Genomic DNA, 19,192 nt, shown 5'->3' with positions numbered 1-19,192 from the left:
AAATTGCTTGATATCATAATGATAGTTTAACTGGCTTCGGCCAGTTTTTGTTCTTTTTTCATTTCAGGCAATAGCATGACTGATTATCTATTACTCTTTGTTGGAACAGTGCTGGTTAACAACTTCGTTCTCGTTAAATTCCTTGGCTTATGCCCTTTTATGGGCGTCTCAAAAAAACTCGAACCGGCCATTGGAATGGGCTTAGCAACGACGTTTGTTATGACATTAGCGTCAATCAGTTCTTGGTTGATTGACACACTTGTCCTTATTCCTCTCGACCTTGTCTATCTGCGGACGCTAAGCTTTATTTTAGCGATTGCTGTTGTTGTACAGTTTACTGAAATGGTGGTCAGGAAAACGAGCCCAACGCTTTACCGTTTACTCGGTATTTTTCTGCCTTTAATTACCACCAACTGTGCGGTTCTTGGTGTTGCCTTATTAAATATTAATATGTCTCATACTTTTATGCAGTCTGCCGTGTACGGTTTTGGCGCTGCTGTGGGTTTCTCATTAGTAATGGTTTTATTTGCCGCTATTCGCGAACGTTTAGCTGTTGCCAATGTTCCAGCTCCATTTAAAGGATCATCAATTGGGCTAATTACAGCTGGTTTGATGTCTCTCGCGTTTATGGGCTTTAGTGGTTTGGTGAAATTCTAATGATGTCTGTATGGATTGCTATCGGTATATTAGCCGTTTTTGGCCTGATATTTGGGCTGATGTTAGGTTACGCCTCATTACGCTTTAAAGTTGAAGCAGACCCTATTGTCGAACAAGTTGAAGCAATATTGCCTCAAAGCCAGTGCGGTCAATGCAGTTATCCTGGCTGTCGCCCTTACGCCGAAGCGGTTGCAAATAATGGGGAAATGATCAACAAATGCGCCCCTGGTGGCGAGCAAGTCATGCTAAAAATCGCTGAGTTGCTTAATGTCGACCCTCAGCCGATTGATGGCGATGAAGCCGCTCAAAACCCCGTTCGTAAAGTGGCTATTATCGACGAAGAAAACTGCATTGGTTGTACTAAATGCATTCAAGCTTGCCCTGTTGATGCCATTGTTGGTGCAACCCGCGCCATGCATACTGTGATTGAAGACTTGTGCACAGGCTGCGACTTATGCGTCGCCCCTTGTCCTACAGATTGTATTGAGCTTGTTCCTGTGAAAACGACTACAGCCAATTGGAAATGGGATTTAAACACTATCCCAGTAAAAAATATTAGTGTTGAACCCAATGAACAGCTTGTCACTAAAGCAAGAGGTGAAACTCATGCTTAAGCTCTTTAATTGGTTGAAAAAAGATAATATTTGGGATTTTAAAGGTGGGATCCATCCGCCTGAAATGAAGCTACAATCTAGCCAAACACCGATGCGTATTGCATCAGTGCCCAATGAGCTGATTATCCCATTACAACAGCATTTGGGCCCGGAAGGAGAGCTAATTGTTCAGGTTGGCGACTCCGTATTAAAAGGCCAGCCATTGACTAAAGGGCTTGGGCGTACTGTACCTGTTCATGCATCAACTTCAGGGGTGATCACTGCAATTGAACCTATGGTAACGGCACACCCTTCAGGCTTAAAAGAATTGTGTGTGCGTATTGCAGCCGATGGCCATGATATATGGTGTACTTTGTCCCCAGAGCCTAATTACATTCAACTAACCCGTGCTGAATTACTGCAAAAAATTGAACAAGCTGGGATAGCCGGCCTCGGTGGTGCAGGTTTCCCAACCGCATCAAAATTGGCCGGTGGTCAAGATGCGATTAAAACATTAATCATTAATGCAGCTGAATGTGAGCCTTATATCACAGCTGATGATAGGTTAATGCAAGAACATGCACAGGAAGTTATTGAAGGCTGTCGTGTTTTACAGCATTTATTAACCCCAGACCAAGTATTAATTGGTATTGAAGACAATAAACCCGAGGCTATCCGTGCCCTAAAACATGCTGTCACCTCGCAAGACAAACAAATATTCATCCGAGTTATACCAACAAAATACCCATCAGGTGGTGCCAAACAGCTGACTAAAATTTTGACGGGAAAAGAAGTGCCATCCGGTGCGCGTTCGTCACAAATTGGTGTGTTAATGCAAAACGTGGGTACTGTCGTCGCCATTAAACGCGCGGTTGTTGATGGCCAGCCATTGATTGAGCGTGTGGTAACCGTTACTGGTGAAGCCATCAGTAAACCGGGTAATTTTTGGACTCGTTTAGGGACTCCAGTTAAACATCTATTACAGCAATCCGGTTTTAACCCAGAGCCAGAACAAATGGTGATTATGGGGGGGCCTTTAATGGGCTTTACCCTACCCGACCTGAATGTCCCTGTCGTAAAAATTTGTAACTGTTTACTGGTCCCCACAATGGAAGAAATGGGACCTAAAGCACTAGAGGAAGCGTGTATTCGTTGTGGGTTATGTGTCGATGCCTGCCCAGCCGCGTTACTTCCTCAGCAACTTTATTGGTTCAGTAAAGGGGATGAACACGAAAAAGCGCAAAAACATAATTTATTTGACTGCATAGAGTGCGGTGCATGTGCTTATGTATGCCCAAGTAATATTCCGTTAGTGCAATATTATCGCCAAGAAAAAGCGGAAATTCGTGAAATTGCTCAAGAAGAGCGCCGAGCTGCTGAAGCTAAATTGCGTTTTGAAGCAAAACAGTTGCGTATGGAACGTGATAAACAAGCACGAGAAGAACGCCATAAAAAAGCCGCGGTACAAGTTGATAGCGCGGATAAAGATGCCGTTAATGCAGCTTTAGCCCGGGTTAAAGCCAAACAAAGTGCGACAACCGAACCGATTAAGATTGTTTCCGGTGAATTACCAGACAATAGTGCTGTGATTGCTGCTCGCGAAGCCCGTAAAGCACAAGTACGTGCTAAACAGGCGGAAAAACTGGCCAATACACCAGTAGAACCTACTGATATAGAGGCCACGGATGATCCTCGCAAAACCGCTGTGGCAGCCGCCATTGCACGAGCGAAAGCCAAAAAAGCCGCACAAGAACAACCTGCAACTGAGCCAGTCGCTGACACCGTCACTGACGCTGAGGTTGACCCACGCAAAGCGGCTGTCGCGGCCGCCATTGCACGAGCGAAGGCCAAAAAAGCCGCACAAGCGCAACCTGCAACTGAGCCAGTCGCTAACACAGTCACTGATGCTGAGGTTGACCCGCGCAAAGCGGCTGTCGCAGCTGCCATTGCACGAGCGAAAGCCAAAAAAGCGGCTCAAGAGCAACCTGCAACTGAGCCAGTCGCTAACACAGTCACTGATGCTGAGGTTGACCCGCGCAAAGCGGCTGTCGCAGCTGCCATTGCACGAGCGAAAGCCAAAAAAGCGGCTCAAGAGCAACCTGCAACTGAGCCAGTCGCTGACACCGTCACTGATGCAGAGGTTGACCCACGCAAAGCAGCTGTCGCTGCCGCCATTGCACGAGCGAAGGTCAAAAAAGCCGCACAAGCGCAATCTGCAACTGAGCCAGTTGCTGAAACGGTCACTGACGCTGAGGTTGACCCACGTAAAGCGGCTGTCGCGGCCGCCATTGCACGAGCGAAAGCCAAAAAAGCAGCTCAAGCAGAACAACTCGCACAAGAAGAGCTTACACCCGCCGCTGAACAACCCATTGAAGAGGAAACCGACCCTCGAAAAGTTGCCGTTGCCGCAGCGATCGCGCGAGTAAAAGCAAAGCAAGCACAAAAACAACATGAACAAACGACTACAGAGTAAGTGACAACGAGATGAAATTTAGGCCAATTGATGCGAAAAATCGCCGTTTAAAAATTGCTAGCGCACCATTTACTCATAACAATCAAAGCACCAGTTTAGTGATGCTTTGGGTACTTTTAGCAGCAATACCGGGTATTGCTGCTCAAGTTTATTTCTTTGGCGTTGGCACCTTATACCAAATTATTTTAGCGGTGCTAACAGCGGTTATCACAGAAGCAGTTTCTATTCGTTTACGCCAACAACCTGTGGTTCCTGTACTAAAAGATAATTCCGCCATTGTGACCGCATTATTATTAGCTATCAGCCTACCTCCGCTCTCACCTTGGTGGATGATCGTATTAGGGACATTTTTTGCTATTACGATTGCTAAGCAATGTTATGGTGGATTGGGGCAAAACCCTTTTAACCCTGCGATGGTGGGTTATGTCGTTTTGCTAATATCATTCCCTGTTCACATGACAAACTGGCTACCTCCGCATGAATTACAAAATATGTCGATTTCTGCACTTGATAGCCTATCCATTATTCTCAGTGGCCATACTCCAACAGGTATTACCCTCGAGCAACTACGTACAGGCATTGATGGCATGAGCCAAGCGACCCCGCTTGATAGCTTTAAAACGGGCCTACTGACTCATTCTATTTCTGAAGTATTACAACAACCTATTTTACAAGGTTCCTTAGCGGGAATTGGTTGGCAATGGGTGAATATTGGCTATTTAGTGGGTGGTTTGTTCTTATTACAGCGCCGTATTATTAGCTGGCATATTCCGGTTTCGTTCTTAGGTACATTGGCAGTTTTATCTATTGTTAGTTATTTAATTGATGATAGCCAACATGCGTCACCATGGGTTCATTTATTGTCTGGTGCCACTATGCTAGGGGCATTTTTTATTGCCACTGACCCTGTCACCGCATCGACAACGCCTAAGGGACGGATTATTTTTGGTGTGATTATCGGTTTTCTTGTTTGGGTGATCCGTGTATACGGTGGTTACCCTGACGCTGTTGCTTTTGCCGTGTTACTCGCCAATATTACTGTTCCATTAATTGATTACTATACGCAGCCTCGTGCGTACGGTCATGGACATAAGTAAGGATAACCGTATGTTGAACACGATGAGACGCCATGGGGTAACGTTAGCCATCTTTGCAGCAGGAACCACTGCGCTTAGTGCTGCTGTGTACACGTTAACGAAAGAGACTATTGCTGAGCAAGCTGCTATTGTTCAGAAAAAACTACTCGACCAAGTGATACCAAGTGATTTATACGATAACGACCTCGCAAAAGAGTGTTATTTAGTCACTAATGAGGCCATACTGGGTAATAAACAACCTAGGCGCTTGTATCTAGCCCGTAAAAATGGCGAACCTGTTGCTGCTGCCTTGGAAACAACAGCATTAGACGGCTACTCAGGCGCTATACATTTATTAGTCGGTACAGATTTTCACGGTACAGTACTGGGAACTCGTGTTACAGAACATCATGAAACACCTGGGCTTGGTGACAAAATTGAGACACGAATATCTGATTGGATTACTTATTTTAGTGGTAAAAAAATAACCTCTGATAATGACCCTAAATGGGCAGTTAAAAAAGATGGAGGTGAATTTGATCAGTTTACTGGAGCAACAATTACACCCAGAGCAGTCGTCAATGCCACTAAACGTACTGCGGTATTTATGCAACAAATTCCACAACAATTATCGAATTATCCACGCTGTGGGGACGAATAATGAGCGATTCATCTAAAGACTTATTAGTGCAAGGTTTGTGGAAAAACAACTCTGCATTAGTTCAATTATTAGGGCTTTGTCCGCTGCTCGCTGTGTCATCAACAGCAACCAACGCATTAGGGCTAGGCTTAGCGACCACATTAGTCTTAGTTTGTACTAATGTTGCCGTTTCTGCTTTACGTCGTTGGGTGCCATCAGAAATTCGCATCCCTATTTATGTGATGATTATTGCTTCTGTTGTTAGCGCGGTACAAATGTTAATCAACGCATATGCTTTTGGTTTGTATGAGTCACTTGGGATTTTTATTCCGTTAATCGTTACCAACTGCATTGTGATTGGACGCGCAGAAGCCTATGCATCTCGTAATCCTGTTGGGCTATCTGCCCTTGATGGGTTTGCTATGGGCTTAGGTGCAACCGCGACCTTGCTTGTTCTAGGAGCAATTCGTGAAGTTTTAGGGAATGGGACCTTATTTGATGGCGCTGACTTGTTACTCGGTTCTTGGGCTACCTCCCTTCGTATTGAAGTGTTACACCTTGATTCCCCATTTTTACTCGCTATGCTACCGCCTGGTGCCTTCATTGGCCTAGCACTACTATTAGCTGCGAAATACTTAATTGATGAAAAAATGAAAAAAAGAGCCGCACGACAATCTGGTATTCAACCAGAACGTGAATATGAAAAACAGCAAGGTTGCGGCAGCCATATTTCTTAACAACGATATTTTGTGAGCAATGAATAAATCAAAACGCATTGAAATTCTAACTCGTCTACGGGATAACAACCCACACCCTACAACGGAGTTAGAATTTAACTCCCCTTTTGAGCTATTAATCGCCGTTTTATTATCAGCTCAAGCTACTGACGTGAGTGTCAATAAAGCGACAGCAAAGCTATATCCTGTAGCTAATACGCCTGAAGCTATTATGGCACTCGGTGTGGATGGAATAAAAGAGTACATTAAAACCATTGGCTTATTTAATACCAAAGCTGAAAGCGTCTATAAAACCTGTCAAATTTTAATCGAAAAGCACAACAGCCAAGTCCCTGAAAACCGAGAGGCTTTAGAAGCTTTACCGGGTGTTGGCCGCAAAACGGCAAATGTGGTTCTTAATACCGCATTTGGCTGGCCGACTATCGCCGTTGACACGCATATTTTCCGTGTCTGCAATCGTACTAACTTTGCTCCTGGTAAGAATGTCGTTGAAGTTGAAGACAAACTCCTTAAAGTTGTACCTGCAGAGTTTAAAGTAGATTGTCACCATTGGTTTATTTTGCATGGACGTTATACTTGTATTGCCCGCAAACCCCGCTGTGGCTCTTGTATTATCGAAGATTTATGCGAATTTAAAGATAAAATATATCCAGAAGATTGACCAAGATACTATTTTGAATAGGTTATAGATAAACGATACTTTTAATCATGAATCTAGCCGGTAACGCATTTTTTCCTTGCTCTAAGACTTTGTCTTACGTAACAATAGAGCCAAACCCAATATTAATTAAACGGTAAGTATGTTCCAAGACAACCCACTGCTCGCACAGCTTAAACAAAAACTACATGCCCAAACCCCACGCGTCGAAGGGCTGGTAAAAAGTACAGAAAAAGGCTTTGGCTTCCTCGAAGTTGATGGCCAAAAAAGCTATTTCATTCCGCCTCCTCAAATGAAAAAGGTCATGCATGGTGATCGTGTTATTGCTGCGGTTCATACCGATAAAGACCGTGAATTTGCAGAACCAGAAGAACTGGTAGAACCTTTTTTAGATAGGTTTGTTGGGAAAATACAAAAGAAAGAAAATGATAACCGTTTATTTGTCATTCCCGATCACCCATTACTGAAGGATATGATTTCTTGCCGTCCTATCAATGGCATTACTCATGAGTTTAAGCAAGATGATTGGGTTGTTGCACAAATGCGACGCCATCCATTAAAAGGCGATAAAACCTTCTACGCTGAAATTACTGAGTTTATCACTGACGGAGATGATCATTTTGCACCATGGTGGGTAACGTTACGCCGTCACCAATTAGACCGTAATGAACCGCAAATGGTTGATAGCGAACGTGATGACCAAGGTATTGAACGAGTTGATTTAACTCACTTGCACTTTACGACCATAGACAATGCAAGTACTGAAGATATAGATGACGCACTCTATGTTGAAAAAACCGATAATGGTGACTTAAAACTGTATATCGCTATTGCTGACCCAACAAGCTATATACCAGAAGGTAGCGAACTCGATAAACTGGCTTTAGCCCGTGGCTACACCAACTATTTACCGGGTTTTAATATTCCAATGCTACCGCGCAAATTATCTGACGACCTGTGCTCTTTGCGCCCAAATGAACGTCGCCCTGCTTTAGTCTGCATTGCACTCATCAAAGAAGATGGTCGCATTGACGATAATATTGAGTTTTTCAGCGCTTGGGTCGAATCAAAATCTAAATTAGTTTATGACGAAGTCTCTGATTGGCTTGAAAATACAGGCAGTTGGCAGCCAGAAAATGACACTGACAAACAACAAATTTTGCTGCTTAAAGAAATGGCAGATAGGCGTTTACTATGGCGCGAAAACAATGCACTCGTGTTCAAAGATCGCCCTGATTACCGCTTTGTATTAGATGACAAAGGAATTGTGGTTGATATCGTGACTGAACGTCGCCGCAGTTCTAATCGCATTGTTGAAGAAGCCATGATCACCTCTAACCTCTGTGCTGCCGCAGTACTGAAAGAAAAATTAGGATTTGGCGTATTTAATGTTCATATGGGCTTTGAACCCCTACAAATTGACCAAGTCGTGCAAACGCTTAAAGATAATGGCATTGAAACAACGGCTGAATCATTATTATCACTAGAAGGCTTCCGCCAACTACGCCGTCAACTAGATGCACAGCCGACCCAATTCCTCGATAGCCGCATTCGCCGTTACCAAACTTTCGCAGAAGTCAAAGCTGAGCCCGGCCCGCATTTCGGTTTAGGGTTTGAAGCTTATGCGACTTGGACTTCACCAATTCGTAAATATACCGATATCGTCAACCACCGTTTAATCAAATCTATTATTGCTGGTAAACCTTCAACGAATAAGCCATCCGAAGAATTATCAATCAAGTTAGCCGAACGTCGTCGTGCAAACCGCATGGCTGAACGTGATGTGGGTGATTGGCTCTATTCTCGTTACTTAAAACCTTTTGAAGGTACGGATACCAAATTCCCAGCTGAAATTATTGATATCACTCGTGGTGGCGTAAGAGTCCGTTTGGTAGATAATGGTGCTGTAGCTTTTGTTCCTGCGCCTTTTATTCATAGTGTTCGTGATGAGATCCAATGTAGCCAAGAAACAGGTAATGTACTTGTTAAAGGTGAAATAGCTTACCAACTTAACGATATTATCAATGTCACCATTAATGAAGTTCGTATGGAAACACGTAATATCGTCGCTAGACCAGCCGAATAACAGCTTTTCTGCTACTCTTTAAAGACCATAGTTTGAAACCTATGGTCTTTTATTTTTCTATCTACTTTTTTACAACCTAAAATTCGCATTAAACGTTAAACTGCAAACACTTTTCCATATTTTTTCCTGATTATTCTTATTCGTAAATTTACCTATCATGATATTTTGTTAACTGTTAAATCTGTATTAAGGGTCATTAAAATGAACACAGTAAGCAAACGTATTTTATCATTCATGGTGATAGCTACTGTCGCTATCAGCGTCAGTGCCTGTTCAAATATGTCTAAACGCGATAAAAACACAGCGATTGGTGCCGGTGTTGGAGCTGTTGGTGGCGCTGTATTGACAGGCGGAAGTTCCATAGGAACCGTAGGTGGTGCGGCTATTGGCGGAATTATTGGACACCAAGTAGGCAAATAAATCTCATAATATCCTTTAGTCGCTCTCCTTAATCTAAAATAGCGTTCAGTATGAACGCTATTTTATTTTTTATATCCGATAATCTATTAAACTATTGACGGCAAAAAGTGTACAAAGTACACTTGCAATTAATACAAAGGGAGGGAACCCTGTGAGTCACGCAATTGAATTTATTGAAACCAGCTTTTTTACCAAACAAATCCAATCTATCGCCACACAAGAAGAACTTAGGATATTACAAAATGAACTTATCGCATGGCCAGATAAAGGCGATATCATCCAAGGAACGGGTGGGCTTCGTAAAATTAGGATGGCAACTGGTAATAAAGGAAAAAGTGCAAGTGTACGAGTTATTTATTTCCTAGCTACAGCAGAAATTATTTATTTTATAATGGCTTATCCAAAAAATGTCAAAGATACGCTAAATGACTTAGAAAAAGCAGAATTAAAGAAACTAACGAAATTACTAAAAAATGAGGTATAAAATGAGTATATTCAACGAATTAAAAGCCTCTTTAGAAGAAGCTGTTGAAATAAAACAAGGCCATCAAAAAGCCGCTAATGTTACTCGTTACGAAATTACTGATGTCAAAGCTATTCGAGAGCAACTGAATGTTTCCCAAAGCGAATTAGCTCATGCACTAGGAACTAGCCTCGATACAATTAAAAGTTGGGAACTTAAACGACGAAACCCAACAGGGCTAGCAGCTAAAATACTCATCGCCATTAAACGTAACCCAGCTTTATTTGCTGAGTTAGCAGCAATTTAACCACTTCTTCGTTATAAAATGAGTGGCTTTCTAAGTAGCCACTCATGACAAACAGTAAAATTTTCGAACCTATCAGCCACCAGCTAACTTAACTTGAAAGCCTTTCGCCTCAAGGTACTGTTTGATAACATCACGTTTATCGCCTTGAATTTCAACGTTACCGTCTTTGACAGCTCCGCCACAGCCACACTTCTTTTTAAGATCAGCCGCTAATTTAGCTAATTCGCTGTCTTCAAGGTCAAGACCAGTTACAACACAAACCCCTTTTCCTTTACGGCCTGATGTCTCACGGCGGATCCGCACAATACCATCACCTTTAGGCCTTTCAATTTTGGGTTTATCTTCAGCAATACGCCCTGTTTCTGTACTGTAAACAAGACGACTATTTGAATCATTCATAGCAAACCTTCAATAGACTGATTGATTTGTTGTAATGTGGCAGTTGGGTTTTCACTACGCGTAATCGGACGACCAATCACCATATAATCCACACCCGCCTTCACTGCATCTTGTGGTGTCATAATGCGGCGTTGGTCCCCAACATCACTTCCCGTTGGGCGAATACCTGGGGTAACTAATTTGAAATCGACACCACAAATTTGTTTTAAACGTTGGGCTTCATGAGCAGAGCAAACAACACCATCTAGCCCGCATTGTTTGGTTAATAAGGCCAAACGCTCTGCATGAGCAGCTGGTGACAGGTTAATCCCAACACCAATGAGGTCAGATTCATCCATACTCGTTAATACGGTTACTGCTGTGAGTAATGGCGCCTCTTTACCATAAGGCTCAAGAGATTGGCGTGCCGCCTCCATCATACGAGCACCACCACTTGCATGAACATTAACCATCCATACCCCCATTTCAGCCGCAGCTGCAACCGCTCGGGCAACAGTATTTGGAATATCATGAAACTTCAAATCTAAGAAAACATCAAAACCACGATCATGGAGTGACTTAACAAATTGAGGACCATTAAAAGTAAACATTTCTTTGCCTACTTTTAAGCGACAATCACGTGGGTCAATGCGATCCACAAAAGCCAAAGCCTCATTAGCATTTTCATAGTCAAGTGCCACAATAATTGGTGAATGTGTGTGGTTCTCAGTTGAGGAAATCATTTCTTAGCCTTTAAAGAGTCGTTATTATTTAAAAAGTGACGCTGTCACTGCCCATCTAGCCCACGAATAGGTTTAATCGTGTCCCACGAGCGACAAGATGGGCAATGCCAATATAATGCACGCGATGTAAACCCGCATTTATGGCAACGATAATCGGGTTTGGTACGAATTTGCTCCCCTACCATTTTTCGTAGCAAAATCAAACTTTCTTTTGCCCTTCCATCTTCAGCTTCTTCAAGATGGTAATCCATTAAACGATAAAATAAACGCATGGTAGGATGACGTTGAATTTGGTCATTAATATAATTTGCAGCGGCTTCGTGATTTTGCTTTTCAACAATAATATCCGCTAAATAAAGCTCTGCAATAGCCCCTGAGTTACCCGCAACACACTGACGTAGGTAATCTTCCCACTCATCGGCTTGGCCAGTATGTTGGTAGCAATCAAACAGCAAAGGTAGCGTTTCAGCGACGAGCTCTCTATCTTGCTCATAGACTTGTTTTAGGACATGAATTGCTTTGTCGTAATTACCTTGTTCGATGAACAACCGCCCTTTCATAATTGAGACCCGAGCGCAGTGGTTGTCGGCTTGCTCTGCCTTATTTAAAAAGGTCAGTGCATCTTCGAGATCATCGCTAGCAAGTTGTTGAGTCGCTAATTCACAATAAAAGTGTGCAATTTGCTCACGTAGCTCTGTATGCCCTAATTTAACCAGTTTACCTGCTGTTTCAATAGCTTTTGTCCAATCACTAGTTAATTGATAAATATTTAACAGGGATTGTAAGGCACTTTGTTTGAAATCGACTTCATCCGTCAATTGTTGAAACATGTTTTCTGCTCGGTCATAAACCCCAGCAGCCATGTAATCTCGACCGAGTTGTTGAGTTGCTAATAAGCGTTGTTCAAATGATAAAGCGGCACTTTCCACCAGCGACTGGTGAATACGAATGGCGCGTTCAACTTCACCACGAGAACGGAATAAATTTCCCAACGTGAGGTGTGCTTCAAAAGCAGAGCTATCTTCATTTTTCAGCATGTCGAGGAATAAATCGACAGCTTTATCTTGTTGATTAGACAATAGGAAGTTAACGCCTGTCACATAATCACGTGACAAGCGATTCGCATGTTGTTGCTTATCTTGTTGAGCACTTCTGCGCCCCATGTACCAACCGTAAGCAGCAGCAACTGGTAGCAGCAGAAACAGCAACTCGAACATACAGGATTATTCCTTGTTCTGAGTCGTCACTAATGAGGTTGAATCGGAAATATGACTTTCTCCAGCACCTAATTGTGATTCTAAACGTCTAATTTTACGACGTGCGTTTTTCAGGCTAACAATGACTCGTAAATAAAACACAGCACAAACTAGCCAACCTAGCACAAAACCGACACCAAAAAGTGATGCAAGAAGGGTCGATAATGAAAAATCCCCTTTTGCAATCAGGTAGTTAAATGTAATAACCTGATCATTGCTTGAACCTAGCGTAATCGAAATAATAAAAAAAGCGACCGCCAGTAATAAAATCAGAAAATATTTCACATTTATTCCCGTTATCAGTTCTATTCATCCAATAATATCTACCTGTTAAGGTAGCATTTCCAACGCACTCAGACAAAGCAATTTATTTTATACAATGAGAGATTTAAGTCAGATCTCCCCTAATAATGGTTAACTTGATGAAAGATTAATCGGTTTGACCCAGTATTCCCCATGCTCGCAAAATATAATAACCAAATAAGGCAAAACACGCACTGATGATCACTGAAGTAATTATATCAATAGGCCAATGCATCCCCAACAACATACGACTAAATGCAATACCCTCAGCCCAAATAGCGAGACCTATCGATAAAACGTATAAACCTTGTTGCCAGAAAAGCGCAATTAAAAACAATGCCCAGCCAGCAGCAAATAGCATATGACCTGAAGGAAAAGAATATCCGGTTTCTGCTTGCCAGTGTTTACGCTGCCATTTCGCTATATTTTCATCTTGTTTAACGGTGTTTTTAATTAATTTTGCTCGTTCACTACGTTTTAACTCATAAAAGTCTGATGAAGGAATTTGATATTCGGTTGCTAGCCATTCCACATAGGGACGAGGCTCTTTAAAGGTACTTTTTAATGCCGTTTTCAAACCTTGTTGCAGTAATACAATGCCAACAAGAACAAGCAATATTTTCAGTCGCTGTTTTTTTTCTGAACGAAAGATAAAGGCAACAGCTCCAAGAAATAACAGAGAGGTTAAAACACTATAAGGTGCTCCCGCAGTGTCTGTCAGCCAAAGTATCCATTTCATTGAGTTAAACTGGGTTTCTGGTGACCAATGCCAGCCTGTAACTATCATCAGCGTGGGTGGCATGATTAATAACAATGCAAAAGCACAAACGACCAAAACAGTTTTTTTCATTCAGTGTATTCCAAATAAAGTTCTATTAAATATACAAATATTCCATTCACCTATTATTAACTCTGTTATAGTAATACAGCGTTGGTCGTGTGCAAAGAATACCAACCTCTATATGCTAAACGTCATATAGCATCGATGTATTATAGTTAAGCTACTTTATATCGATAAACGTTATTAATTAAGCAAGAGTTACTTTAACTAATGAAAGAAAATATGCAGCTAAAACGCGTTGCCGAAGCTAAGCTCCCTACACCTTTTGGTGAATTTTTGATGGTGGGTTTTGAAGAAATCGCAACCGGTCGTGATCATGTAGCGTTAATTTTTGGCGATATCTCAGGAAGTGAACCGGTACTCAGCCGGATCCACTCCGAATGTTTAACAGGAGATGCGTTATTTAGTCTACGCTGCGATTGTGGTTTTCAATTAGAAGCCGCACTCTCTCAGATTAGTAAAGAAGGCCGAGGGGTATTACTTTACCATCGTCAAGAAGGCCGAAATATTGGCTTGCTGAATAAAATCCGAGCTTATGCATTGCAAGATCAAGGCTTAGATACGGTTGAAGCTAACATTAAGTTAGGCTTTAAAGCGGATGAACGTGATTTTACCTTATGCTCTGATATGTATAAGTTATTGGGGATAAATGAAGTCCGCTTATTGACGAATAACCCGAAAAAAATCGATATCATGCGTGAAGCTGGAATTAACGTGGTAGAACGTGTTCCGTTGATCGTTGGCCGCAACCCAAGTAATGAACATTATCTTGACGTTAAAGCAGAAAAAATGGGCCATATGCTATTTAAGCACCAATGACCTCAGCAAAGGAAGAGTGTTCTGCTCTTCCCTTTATTTTTCCTATTTCATTATCACCATTCAAAGTGTGCCATTTATCCACGGCTATATTCACTTTCTTTCCATAAGGTTTATACTGTTAGCCATCTGATTACCCTGACGAATAAACTGAGTTTTTGAGGTTTATTCCGCATACTACCAGGAGATACTGTGAACAACCTGCATTCCATTCAACGCATGAGAAGATTGCGTAAAACTGAAAAACTCCGCACTTTATTCCAAGAAACTCACCTTTCTATTAATGACCTTTGCTTGCCAATTTTTGTTGAAGAAGAACTCGACGATTATATGCCAATCAACAGCATGCCGGGTGTTATGCGTATTCCTGAAAAACGCCTTGCTTATGAAATTGAGCGTATCGCAAATGCAGGAATAAAATCAGTGATGACCTTTGGGGTTTCCCATCATCTTGATGATAATGGTAGTGATGCATGGCAAGAAAATGGTTTAGTGGCACGTATGTCACGTATCTGTAAAGAAACCGTCCCTGAAATGATAGTGATGTCTGACACCTGTTTTTGTGAATACACTTCCCATGGTCACTGTGGTGTCATGCACGGCCATATCGTTGATAACGATGCAACCATCCATAACCTAGGTTTACAAGCGGTTGCCGCTGCACGCGCAGGTGCTGATTTTATTGCCCCATCTGCTGCAATGGATGGCCAAGTTGCCGCAATTCGTCATGCACTTGATGAAGCTGGTTTTACAGACACCGCTATTATGTCTTACTCCACAAAATTTGCTTCAGCACTGTATGGCCCATTCCGAGATGCAGCGGGTTCATGCCTTAAAGGGGATAGAAAAACCTATCAGATGAACCCAATGAACCGCCGTGAAGCACTACATGAATCACTAATTGATGAACGTGAAGGTGCTGACGCGCTAATGATTAAACCTGCTGGGGCTTATTTGGATATTATTCGTGATTTACGTGAGCATACCCAATTACCTATCGGTGCTTATCAAGTCAGTGGCGAATATGCACAAATTAAATTTGCTGCTCAAGCGGGTGCAATTGATGAAACTCGTGTGGCTCTTGAAACACTGGGGTCAATCAAACGCGCAGGTGCTGATCTTATTTTCACTTATTTCGCTTTACAATTAGCCGAAGCCAACGCGTTATAATCTCATTCAGTTAAAGAAACCCGCGCTACTGTATAAAATTACAGTAGTGCGGGTTTTTGTCATTTTTGTTGAATAATAATACTTAAATCGACCAATTAACAACCAAATGGCTATTTTGCTCTTTGCAATTCAAGCTGTTGAGTTAGTGTTTGCGCATAATGCTGTGCTTGCTCTACCGTTGCTAAACCAGCAATCAATAAATCTTGTTTACCCGCAGATGTCGTTGCAACCACTCCCCAGTAATCAACTTCAACCGTAATACTTTCAGGGTTTTGATCGGGCATCGGCAGAATATCAAAGTAGTCTTGTAATGGCGCAATAGTAATGGCGGTATAATCTGCATTTAAGCCGAGTGGAAATTCTTTGTCTGCATATAAACGCAAATCATGGACTTCCGTTTCAGGTGTTCTCATCACAATAGAATATAAGTTAGGTATGTGCTCCAAAATGTCACGAACCTCTTCGTTCGCACCATCAAAATGGGATGTGGTTAATAAGATATCTGCTGCCCACAATGCCCCTTTATAGAAATCGGTTTCATTGATATCTGCCATACTCATTTCCTTAATAGTGTTTTCGATAAGCTCAGTCACATGGTGACCCATGCTAAAGCTATTACATTCAATTATTTTGCACAAAGAAACTTATTTATGGCGAACTTCACCCTATTTTCATTTAGCCTAGTTGCGACTATTTTCTCCTTTAATTTACCGTCTATTTAACACCATAACGTAGATTGCCATCAAAAATATTGAGAAAAAACAAGATTGATAAATAAGATTAAATATTAAAAAATAAAAACGCCCGTAGGATACAATCTTACAGGCGTTGAAGTGTCATGATTTAATGATTAATGTAACATCTGCCTTATCACATAATGCAAAATACCACCATGACGGTAATAATCCATCTCCGTTGCAGTATCAATACGACAGCGAGTTATAACTTCTTTTATATCCCCATTACCATAAGTGATTTTCACCGTGATATCCTGCCCTGGGGTAATTGACTGAAGCCCTGTGACATCAATGCGTTCATCACCTTTTAACCCGAGAGTTTTACGAGATACCCCATCTTTAAATTCTAAAGGTATAATCCCCATGCCAATCAAATTAGAACGGTGGATACGCTCGTATGATTCAGTAATGACAACTCTCACACCTAACAAATTCGTACCTTTCGCTGCCCAATCTCGGCTAGAACCTGAACCATATTCTTTCCCGGCGATTATGGCCAGTGGGTGATTTTCTTGTTGATACAGCATTGCCGCATCATAAATCGCCATTTGTTTGCCTGTCGGTATATGTAAGGTATATCCCCCCTCTACACCCGGCACCATTTCATTGCGAATACGAATATTCGCAAATGTTCCTCGCATCATCACTTCATGGTTACCACGACGCGAGCCATAAGAGTTGAAATCTGCAACAGCAACGCCGTGTTCTTGCAGATAACGCCCCGCTGGACTCTCTTTTTTGATATTCCCTGCTGGAGAAATATGGTCAGTAGTTACCGAGTCGCCGAGGATCGCTAAAATATTTGCACCATGAATATCTTTGACCGGTGCTGGCTGGACTTGCATGCCTTCAAAGAAAGGTGGATGGCGAATATAGGTTGAGTCTTCTTGCCAGTGATAAGTTGAAGAGCTTTCAACTTTCAATGCTCTCCAAGCGTCATCACCTTCAAAGACCGCATTATATTCTTTTCGGAACATGTCTGTTTTAACTTGCTGTACAGCTTGGGCAATTTCAGCACTCGATGGCCAAATATCTTTCAAATAAACATCGTTACCTGATTTATCGACACCGATAGGATCGGTTTTCAAATTGATATTCATGTTACCCGCCAGAGCATATGCAACAACAAGTGGCGGTGATGCTAACCAGTTGGTTTTCACCAATGGATGAATTCGCCCTTCAAAGTTACGGTTACCCGATAACACAGCGCCAACGGTAAGATCCGCTTGTTTAATCGCCTCTTCTATTGGTTCTGGTAATGGGCCTGAGTTACCAATACAGGTTGTGCATCCATATCCGACAAGATTGAATCCGAGCTTATCTAAATAAGGCGTTAAACCCGCGACAGCAAGATAATCAGTGACAACTTTTGAACCCGGTGCCAATGATGATTTAACCCATGGCTGACGGACTAACCCTTTTTCAACGGCTTTTTTCGCTAATAGTCCTGCAGCCATTAATACACTTGGGTTCGACGTATTCGTACAAGATGTAATTGCCGCAATAACGACTGCACCATCGGTTAACTCAAAAGTTTTATTTTGATATTTAACAGAAGGATAGCTCGATTGAATTTTTTTATTAACTTCTAACTCTACTGCACCTCGAAATGCTTTTGGTACTTGGCTGAGTTCAACTCTATCTTGCGGACGTTTAGGGCCTGCTAAGCTGGATTCAACCGTCGACATGTCTAACTCAAGTGTACTGGTAAAAATAGGTTCATCACCTGCATAACGCCACAAACCCTGTTCTTTGCTATAAGCTTCCACCAGCGCAATTTCATCATCACTGCGCCCAGTTAAACGCATATAAGATAGCGTCACTTCATCAACAGGGAAAAAACCACAAGTTGCGCCATATTCTGGTGACATATTCGCAATCGTTGCTCGGTCTGCTAATGGTAAATCCGCTAGGCCATCACCATAAAATTCAACAAATTTACCCACAACACCATGTTGACGTAGCATTTGTGTTACCGTCAATACAAGGTCGGTTGCCGTTATCCCTTCGGATAATTTCCCTGTTAATTTAAAACCAACAACATCAGGGATCAGCATTGAAACCGGTTGGCCTAACATCGCGGCTTCAGCTTCAATACCACCGACACCCCAACCCAACACACCTAACCCATTGATCATCGTCGTATGAGAGTCCGTACCCACTAAAGTATCGGGATAAGCATATAATTTACCGTCAATTTCTTCATACCATACTGCCTTGCCAAGGTATTCTAAATTAACTTGGTGACAGATACCGGTACCCGGCGGCACCACTTGAAAACGATTAAATGCTTTTTGGCCCCAACGTAAAAATAAATAACGTTCATGGTTACGCGCCATTTCAATTTCAACGTTATCGCCAAATGCGGATTCGGTTGCAAACTCATCCACCATCACCGAGTGGTCAATCACTAAATCAACAGGTGACAACGGGTTTACTTGCTCAACATTGCCGCCAAGGGATTTAACTGCTTCACGCATAGCGGCAAGGTCAACAACAGCAGGAACACCCGTGAAGTCTTGCATGAGAACACGCGCTGGGCGATAAGCAATTTCTCTATCTGCATGCGCGTTTTTTTGCCAGTCAATTATTGCTTGTAAATCTTGTTCGACAACTGAGGTGCCATCAATATGACGTAATAGATTTTCGAGTAAAACTTTTAATGACTTAGGTAATTTAGTCCCCTCACCGAGCTTTTTTTCAGCAATCGCTAAACTGAAGTAATTATACTGCTTGTTTCCAACATTGAGTGTCGAAGCACTCGTTGTTTTTAGACTCAACGACATAACTCCTCCTTGGTTTTTATGGCTATGGCAATATTTGTATTTACCACCATTA

The 19,192-nt window shown here is 42.1% G+C and carries 20 protein-coding genes; 13 read left to right on the top strand and 7 right to left on the bottom strand.

What is annotated here, in order from left to right; genetic code table 11:
* Positions 1 to 75 precede the first annotated feature (75 nt).
* The 11 genes from rsxA to nadS all read left to right on the top strand — a co-directional run bounded on the left by rsxA (position 76) and on the right by nadS (position 10,110).
* A complete protein-coding gene (gene rsxA / locus M1F17_RS10540) occupies positions 76 to 657 on the top strand; it encodes an electron transport complex subunit RsxA (RefSeq protein ID WP_004254254.1) in 582 nt (193 codons plus the stop codon).
* Positions 657 to 1,271: an electron transport complex subunit RsxB gene (gene rsxB / locus M1F17_RS10535; RefSeq protein ID WP_004254251.1), complete on the top strand. Its 615-nt coding sequence runs from the start codon at positions 657 to 659 to the stop codon at positions 1,269 to 1,271. Before rsxA ends, rsxB begins: the two co-directional genes overlap by 1 nt.
* Complete coding sequence (rsxC, locus tag M1F17_RS10530; RefSeq protein ID WP_318836968.1) at positions 1,264 to 3,723, top strand: electron transport complex subunit RsxC; 2,460 nt, start codon at positions 1,264 to 1,266, stop codon at positions 3,721 to 3,723. Before rsxB ends, rsxC begins: the two co-directional genes overlap by 8 nt.
* A gap of 11 nt (positions 3,724 to 3,734) precedes the next feature.
* Positions 3,735 to 4,820 (top strand): electron transport complex subunit RsxD, encoded by a 1,086-nt coding sequence (gene rsxD / locus M1F17_RS10525; protein ID WP_004254245.1) that lies wholly within the window; start codon positions 3,735 to 3,737, stop codon positions 4,818 to 4,820.
* Positions 4,821 to 4,830: 10 nt separating this feature from the next.
* A complete protein-coding gene (rsxG, locus tag M1F17_RS10520; protein ID WP_036957719.1) occupies positions 4,831 to 5,460 on the top strand; it encodes an electron transport complex subunit RsxG in 630 nt (209 codons plus the stop codon).
* Positions 5,460 to 6,176 carry an electron transport complex subunit E gene (locus M1F17_RS10515; protein ID WP_094960545.1) on the top strand — a complete coding sequence of 239 codons (717 nt, stop codon included), beginning with the start codon at positions 5,460 to 5,462 and terminating at the stop codon, positions 6,174 to 6,176. Before rsxG ends, M1F17_RS10515 begins: the two co-directional genes overlap by 1 nt.
* A gap of 19 nt (positions 6,177 to 6,195) precedes the next feature.
* On the top strand, positions 6,196 to 6,837 hold the full coding sequence (gene nth, locus M1F17_RS10510) for an endonuclease III (RefSeq protein ID WP_004254236.1): 642 nt from the start codon (positions 6,196 to 6,198) through the stop codon (positions 6,835 to 6,837).
* A 139-nt stretch (positions 6,838 to 6,976) separates the two neighbouring features.
* Positions 6,977 to 8,920, top strand: a complete 1,944-nt coding sequence (locus M1F17_RS10505) for an exoribonuclease II (RefSeq protein ID WP_094960544.1) — start codon at positions 6,977 to 6,979, stop codon at positions 8,918 to 8,920.
* Positions 8,921 to 9,121: 201 nt separating this feature from the next.
* A complete protein-coding gene (osmB, locus tag M1F17_RS10500; RefSeq protein ID WP_036957717.1) occupies positions 9,122 to 9,340 on the top strand; it encodes an osmotically-inducible lipoprotein OsmB in 219 nt (72 codons plus the stop codon).
* 151 nt (positions 9,341 to 9,491) lie between these two features.
* Positions 9,492 to 9,824: a type II toxin-antitoxin system RelE/ParE family toxin gene (locus tag M1F17_RS10495; RefSeq protein WP_036957715.1), complete on the top strand. Its 333-nt coding sequence runs from the start codon at positions 9,492 to 9,494 to the stop codon at positions 9,822 to 9,824.
* Between the two features lies 1 nt (position 9,825).
* Positions 9,826 to 10,110, top strand: a complete 285-nt coding sequence (nadS, locus tag M1F17_RS10490; RefSeq protein WP_096863771.1) for a NadS family protein — start codon at positions 9,826 to 9,828, stop codon at positions 10,108 to 10,110.
* A gap of 72 nt (positions 10,111 to 10,182) precedes the next feature.
* On the opposite strand, the gene yciH is transcribed toward nadS, so the two are convergent.
* The 5 genes from yciH to M1F17_RS10465 form a co-directional block, all read right to left on the bottom strand.
* Positions 10,183 to 10,509, bottom strand: a complete 327-nt coding sequence (gene yciH / locus M1F17_RS10485) for a stress response translation initiation inhibitor YciH (RefSeq protein WP_110591748.1) — start codon at positions 10,507 to 10,509, stop codon at positions 10,183 to 10,185.
* Positions 10,506 to 11,231, bottom strand: a complete 726-nt coding sequence (gene pyrF / locus M1F17_RS10480; protein WP_110591749.1) for an orotidine-5'-phosphate decarboxylase — start codon at positions 11,229 to 11,231, stop codon at positions 10,506 to 10,508. Before pyrF ends, yciH begins: the two co-directional genes overlap by 4 nt.
* 44 nt (positions 11,232 to 11,275) lie before the next feature.
* Positions 11,276 to 12,448 carry a lipopolysaccharide assembly protein LapB gene (lapB, locus tag M1F17_RS10475; protein WP_094960540.1) on the bottom strand — a complete coding sequence of 391 codons (1,173 nt, stop codon included), beginning with the start codon at positions 12,446 to 12,448 and terminating at the stop codon, positions 11,276 to 11,278.
* Between the two features lie 6 nt (positions 12,449 to 12,454).
* Positions 12,455 to 12,772 carry a LapA family protein gene (locus tag M1F17_RS10470; RefSeq protein WP_004254219.1) on the bottom strand — a complete coding sequence of 106 codons (318 nt, stop codon included), beginning with the start codon at positions 12,770 to 12,772 and terminating at the stop codon, positions 12,455 to 12,457.
* 145 nt (positions 12,773 to 12,917) lie between these two features.
* Positions 12,918 to 13,640, bottom strand: a complete 723-nt coding sequence (locus M1F17_RS10465) for a phosphatase PAP2 family protein (RefSeq protein WP_144140078.1) — start codon at positions 13,638 to 13,640, stop codon at positions 12,918 to 12,920.
* Between the two features lie 213 nt (positions 13,641 to 13,853).
* Here M1F17_RS10465 and ribA point away from each other — a divergent pair, with 213 nt between their 5' ends.
* Both ribA and hemB read left to right on the top strand, forming a co-directional pair.
* Positions 13,854 to 14,450, top strand: coding sequence for a GTP cyclohydrolase II (gene ribA / locus M1F17_RS10460; RefSeq protein ID WP_094960627.1), 597 nt, complete (start codon positions 13,854 to 13,856; stop codon positions 14,448 to 14,450).
* Positions 14,451 to 14,639: 189 nt separating this feature from the next.
* Positions 14,640 to 15,617: a porphobilinogen synthase gene (gene hemB / locus M1F17_RS10455; RefSeq protein WP_036957706.1), complete on the top strand. Its 978-nt coding sequence runs from the start codon at positions 14,640 to 14,642 to the stop codon at positions 15,615 to 15,617.
* Between the two features lie 110 nt (positions 15,618 to 15,727).
* Here hemB and M1F17_RS10450 read toward each other — a convergent pair whose 3' ends face one another.
* On the bottom strand, positions 15,728 to 16,171 hold the full coding sequence (locus tag M1F17_RS10450) for a hypothetical protein (protein ID WP_180311940.1): 444 nt from the start codon (positions 16,169 to 16,171) through the stop codon (positions 15,728 to 15,730).
* A gap of 296 nt (positions 16,172 to 16,467) precedes the next feature.
* Entirely contained in the window at positions 16,468 to 19,140 is a 2,673-nt protein-coding gene (gene acnA / locus M1F17_RS10445; RefSeq protein ID WP_180311939.1) for an aconitate hydratase AcnA, read from the bottom strand.
* Positions 19,141 to 19,192 lie beyond the last annotated feature (52 nt).

The organism is Providencia sp. PROV073 (assembly GCF_033688125.1).
Classification (GTDB): Bacteria; Pseudomonadota; Gammaproteobacteria; order Enterobacterales; family Enterobacteriaceae; genus Providencia; species Providencia hangzhouensis.
Note: the sequence above shows the minus strand (reverse complement) of the source record. Positions and strands in the feature narration are given on the sequence as shown.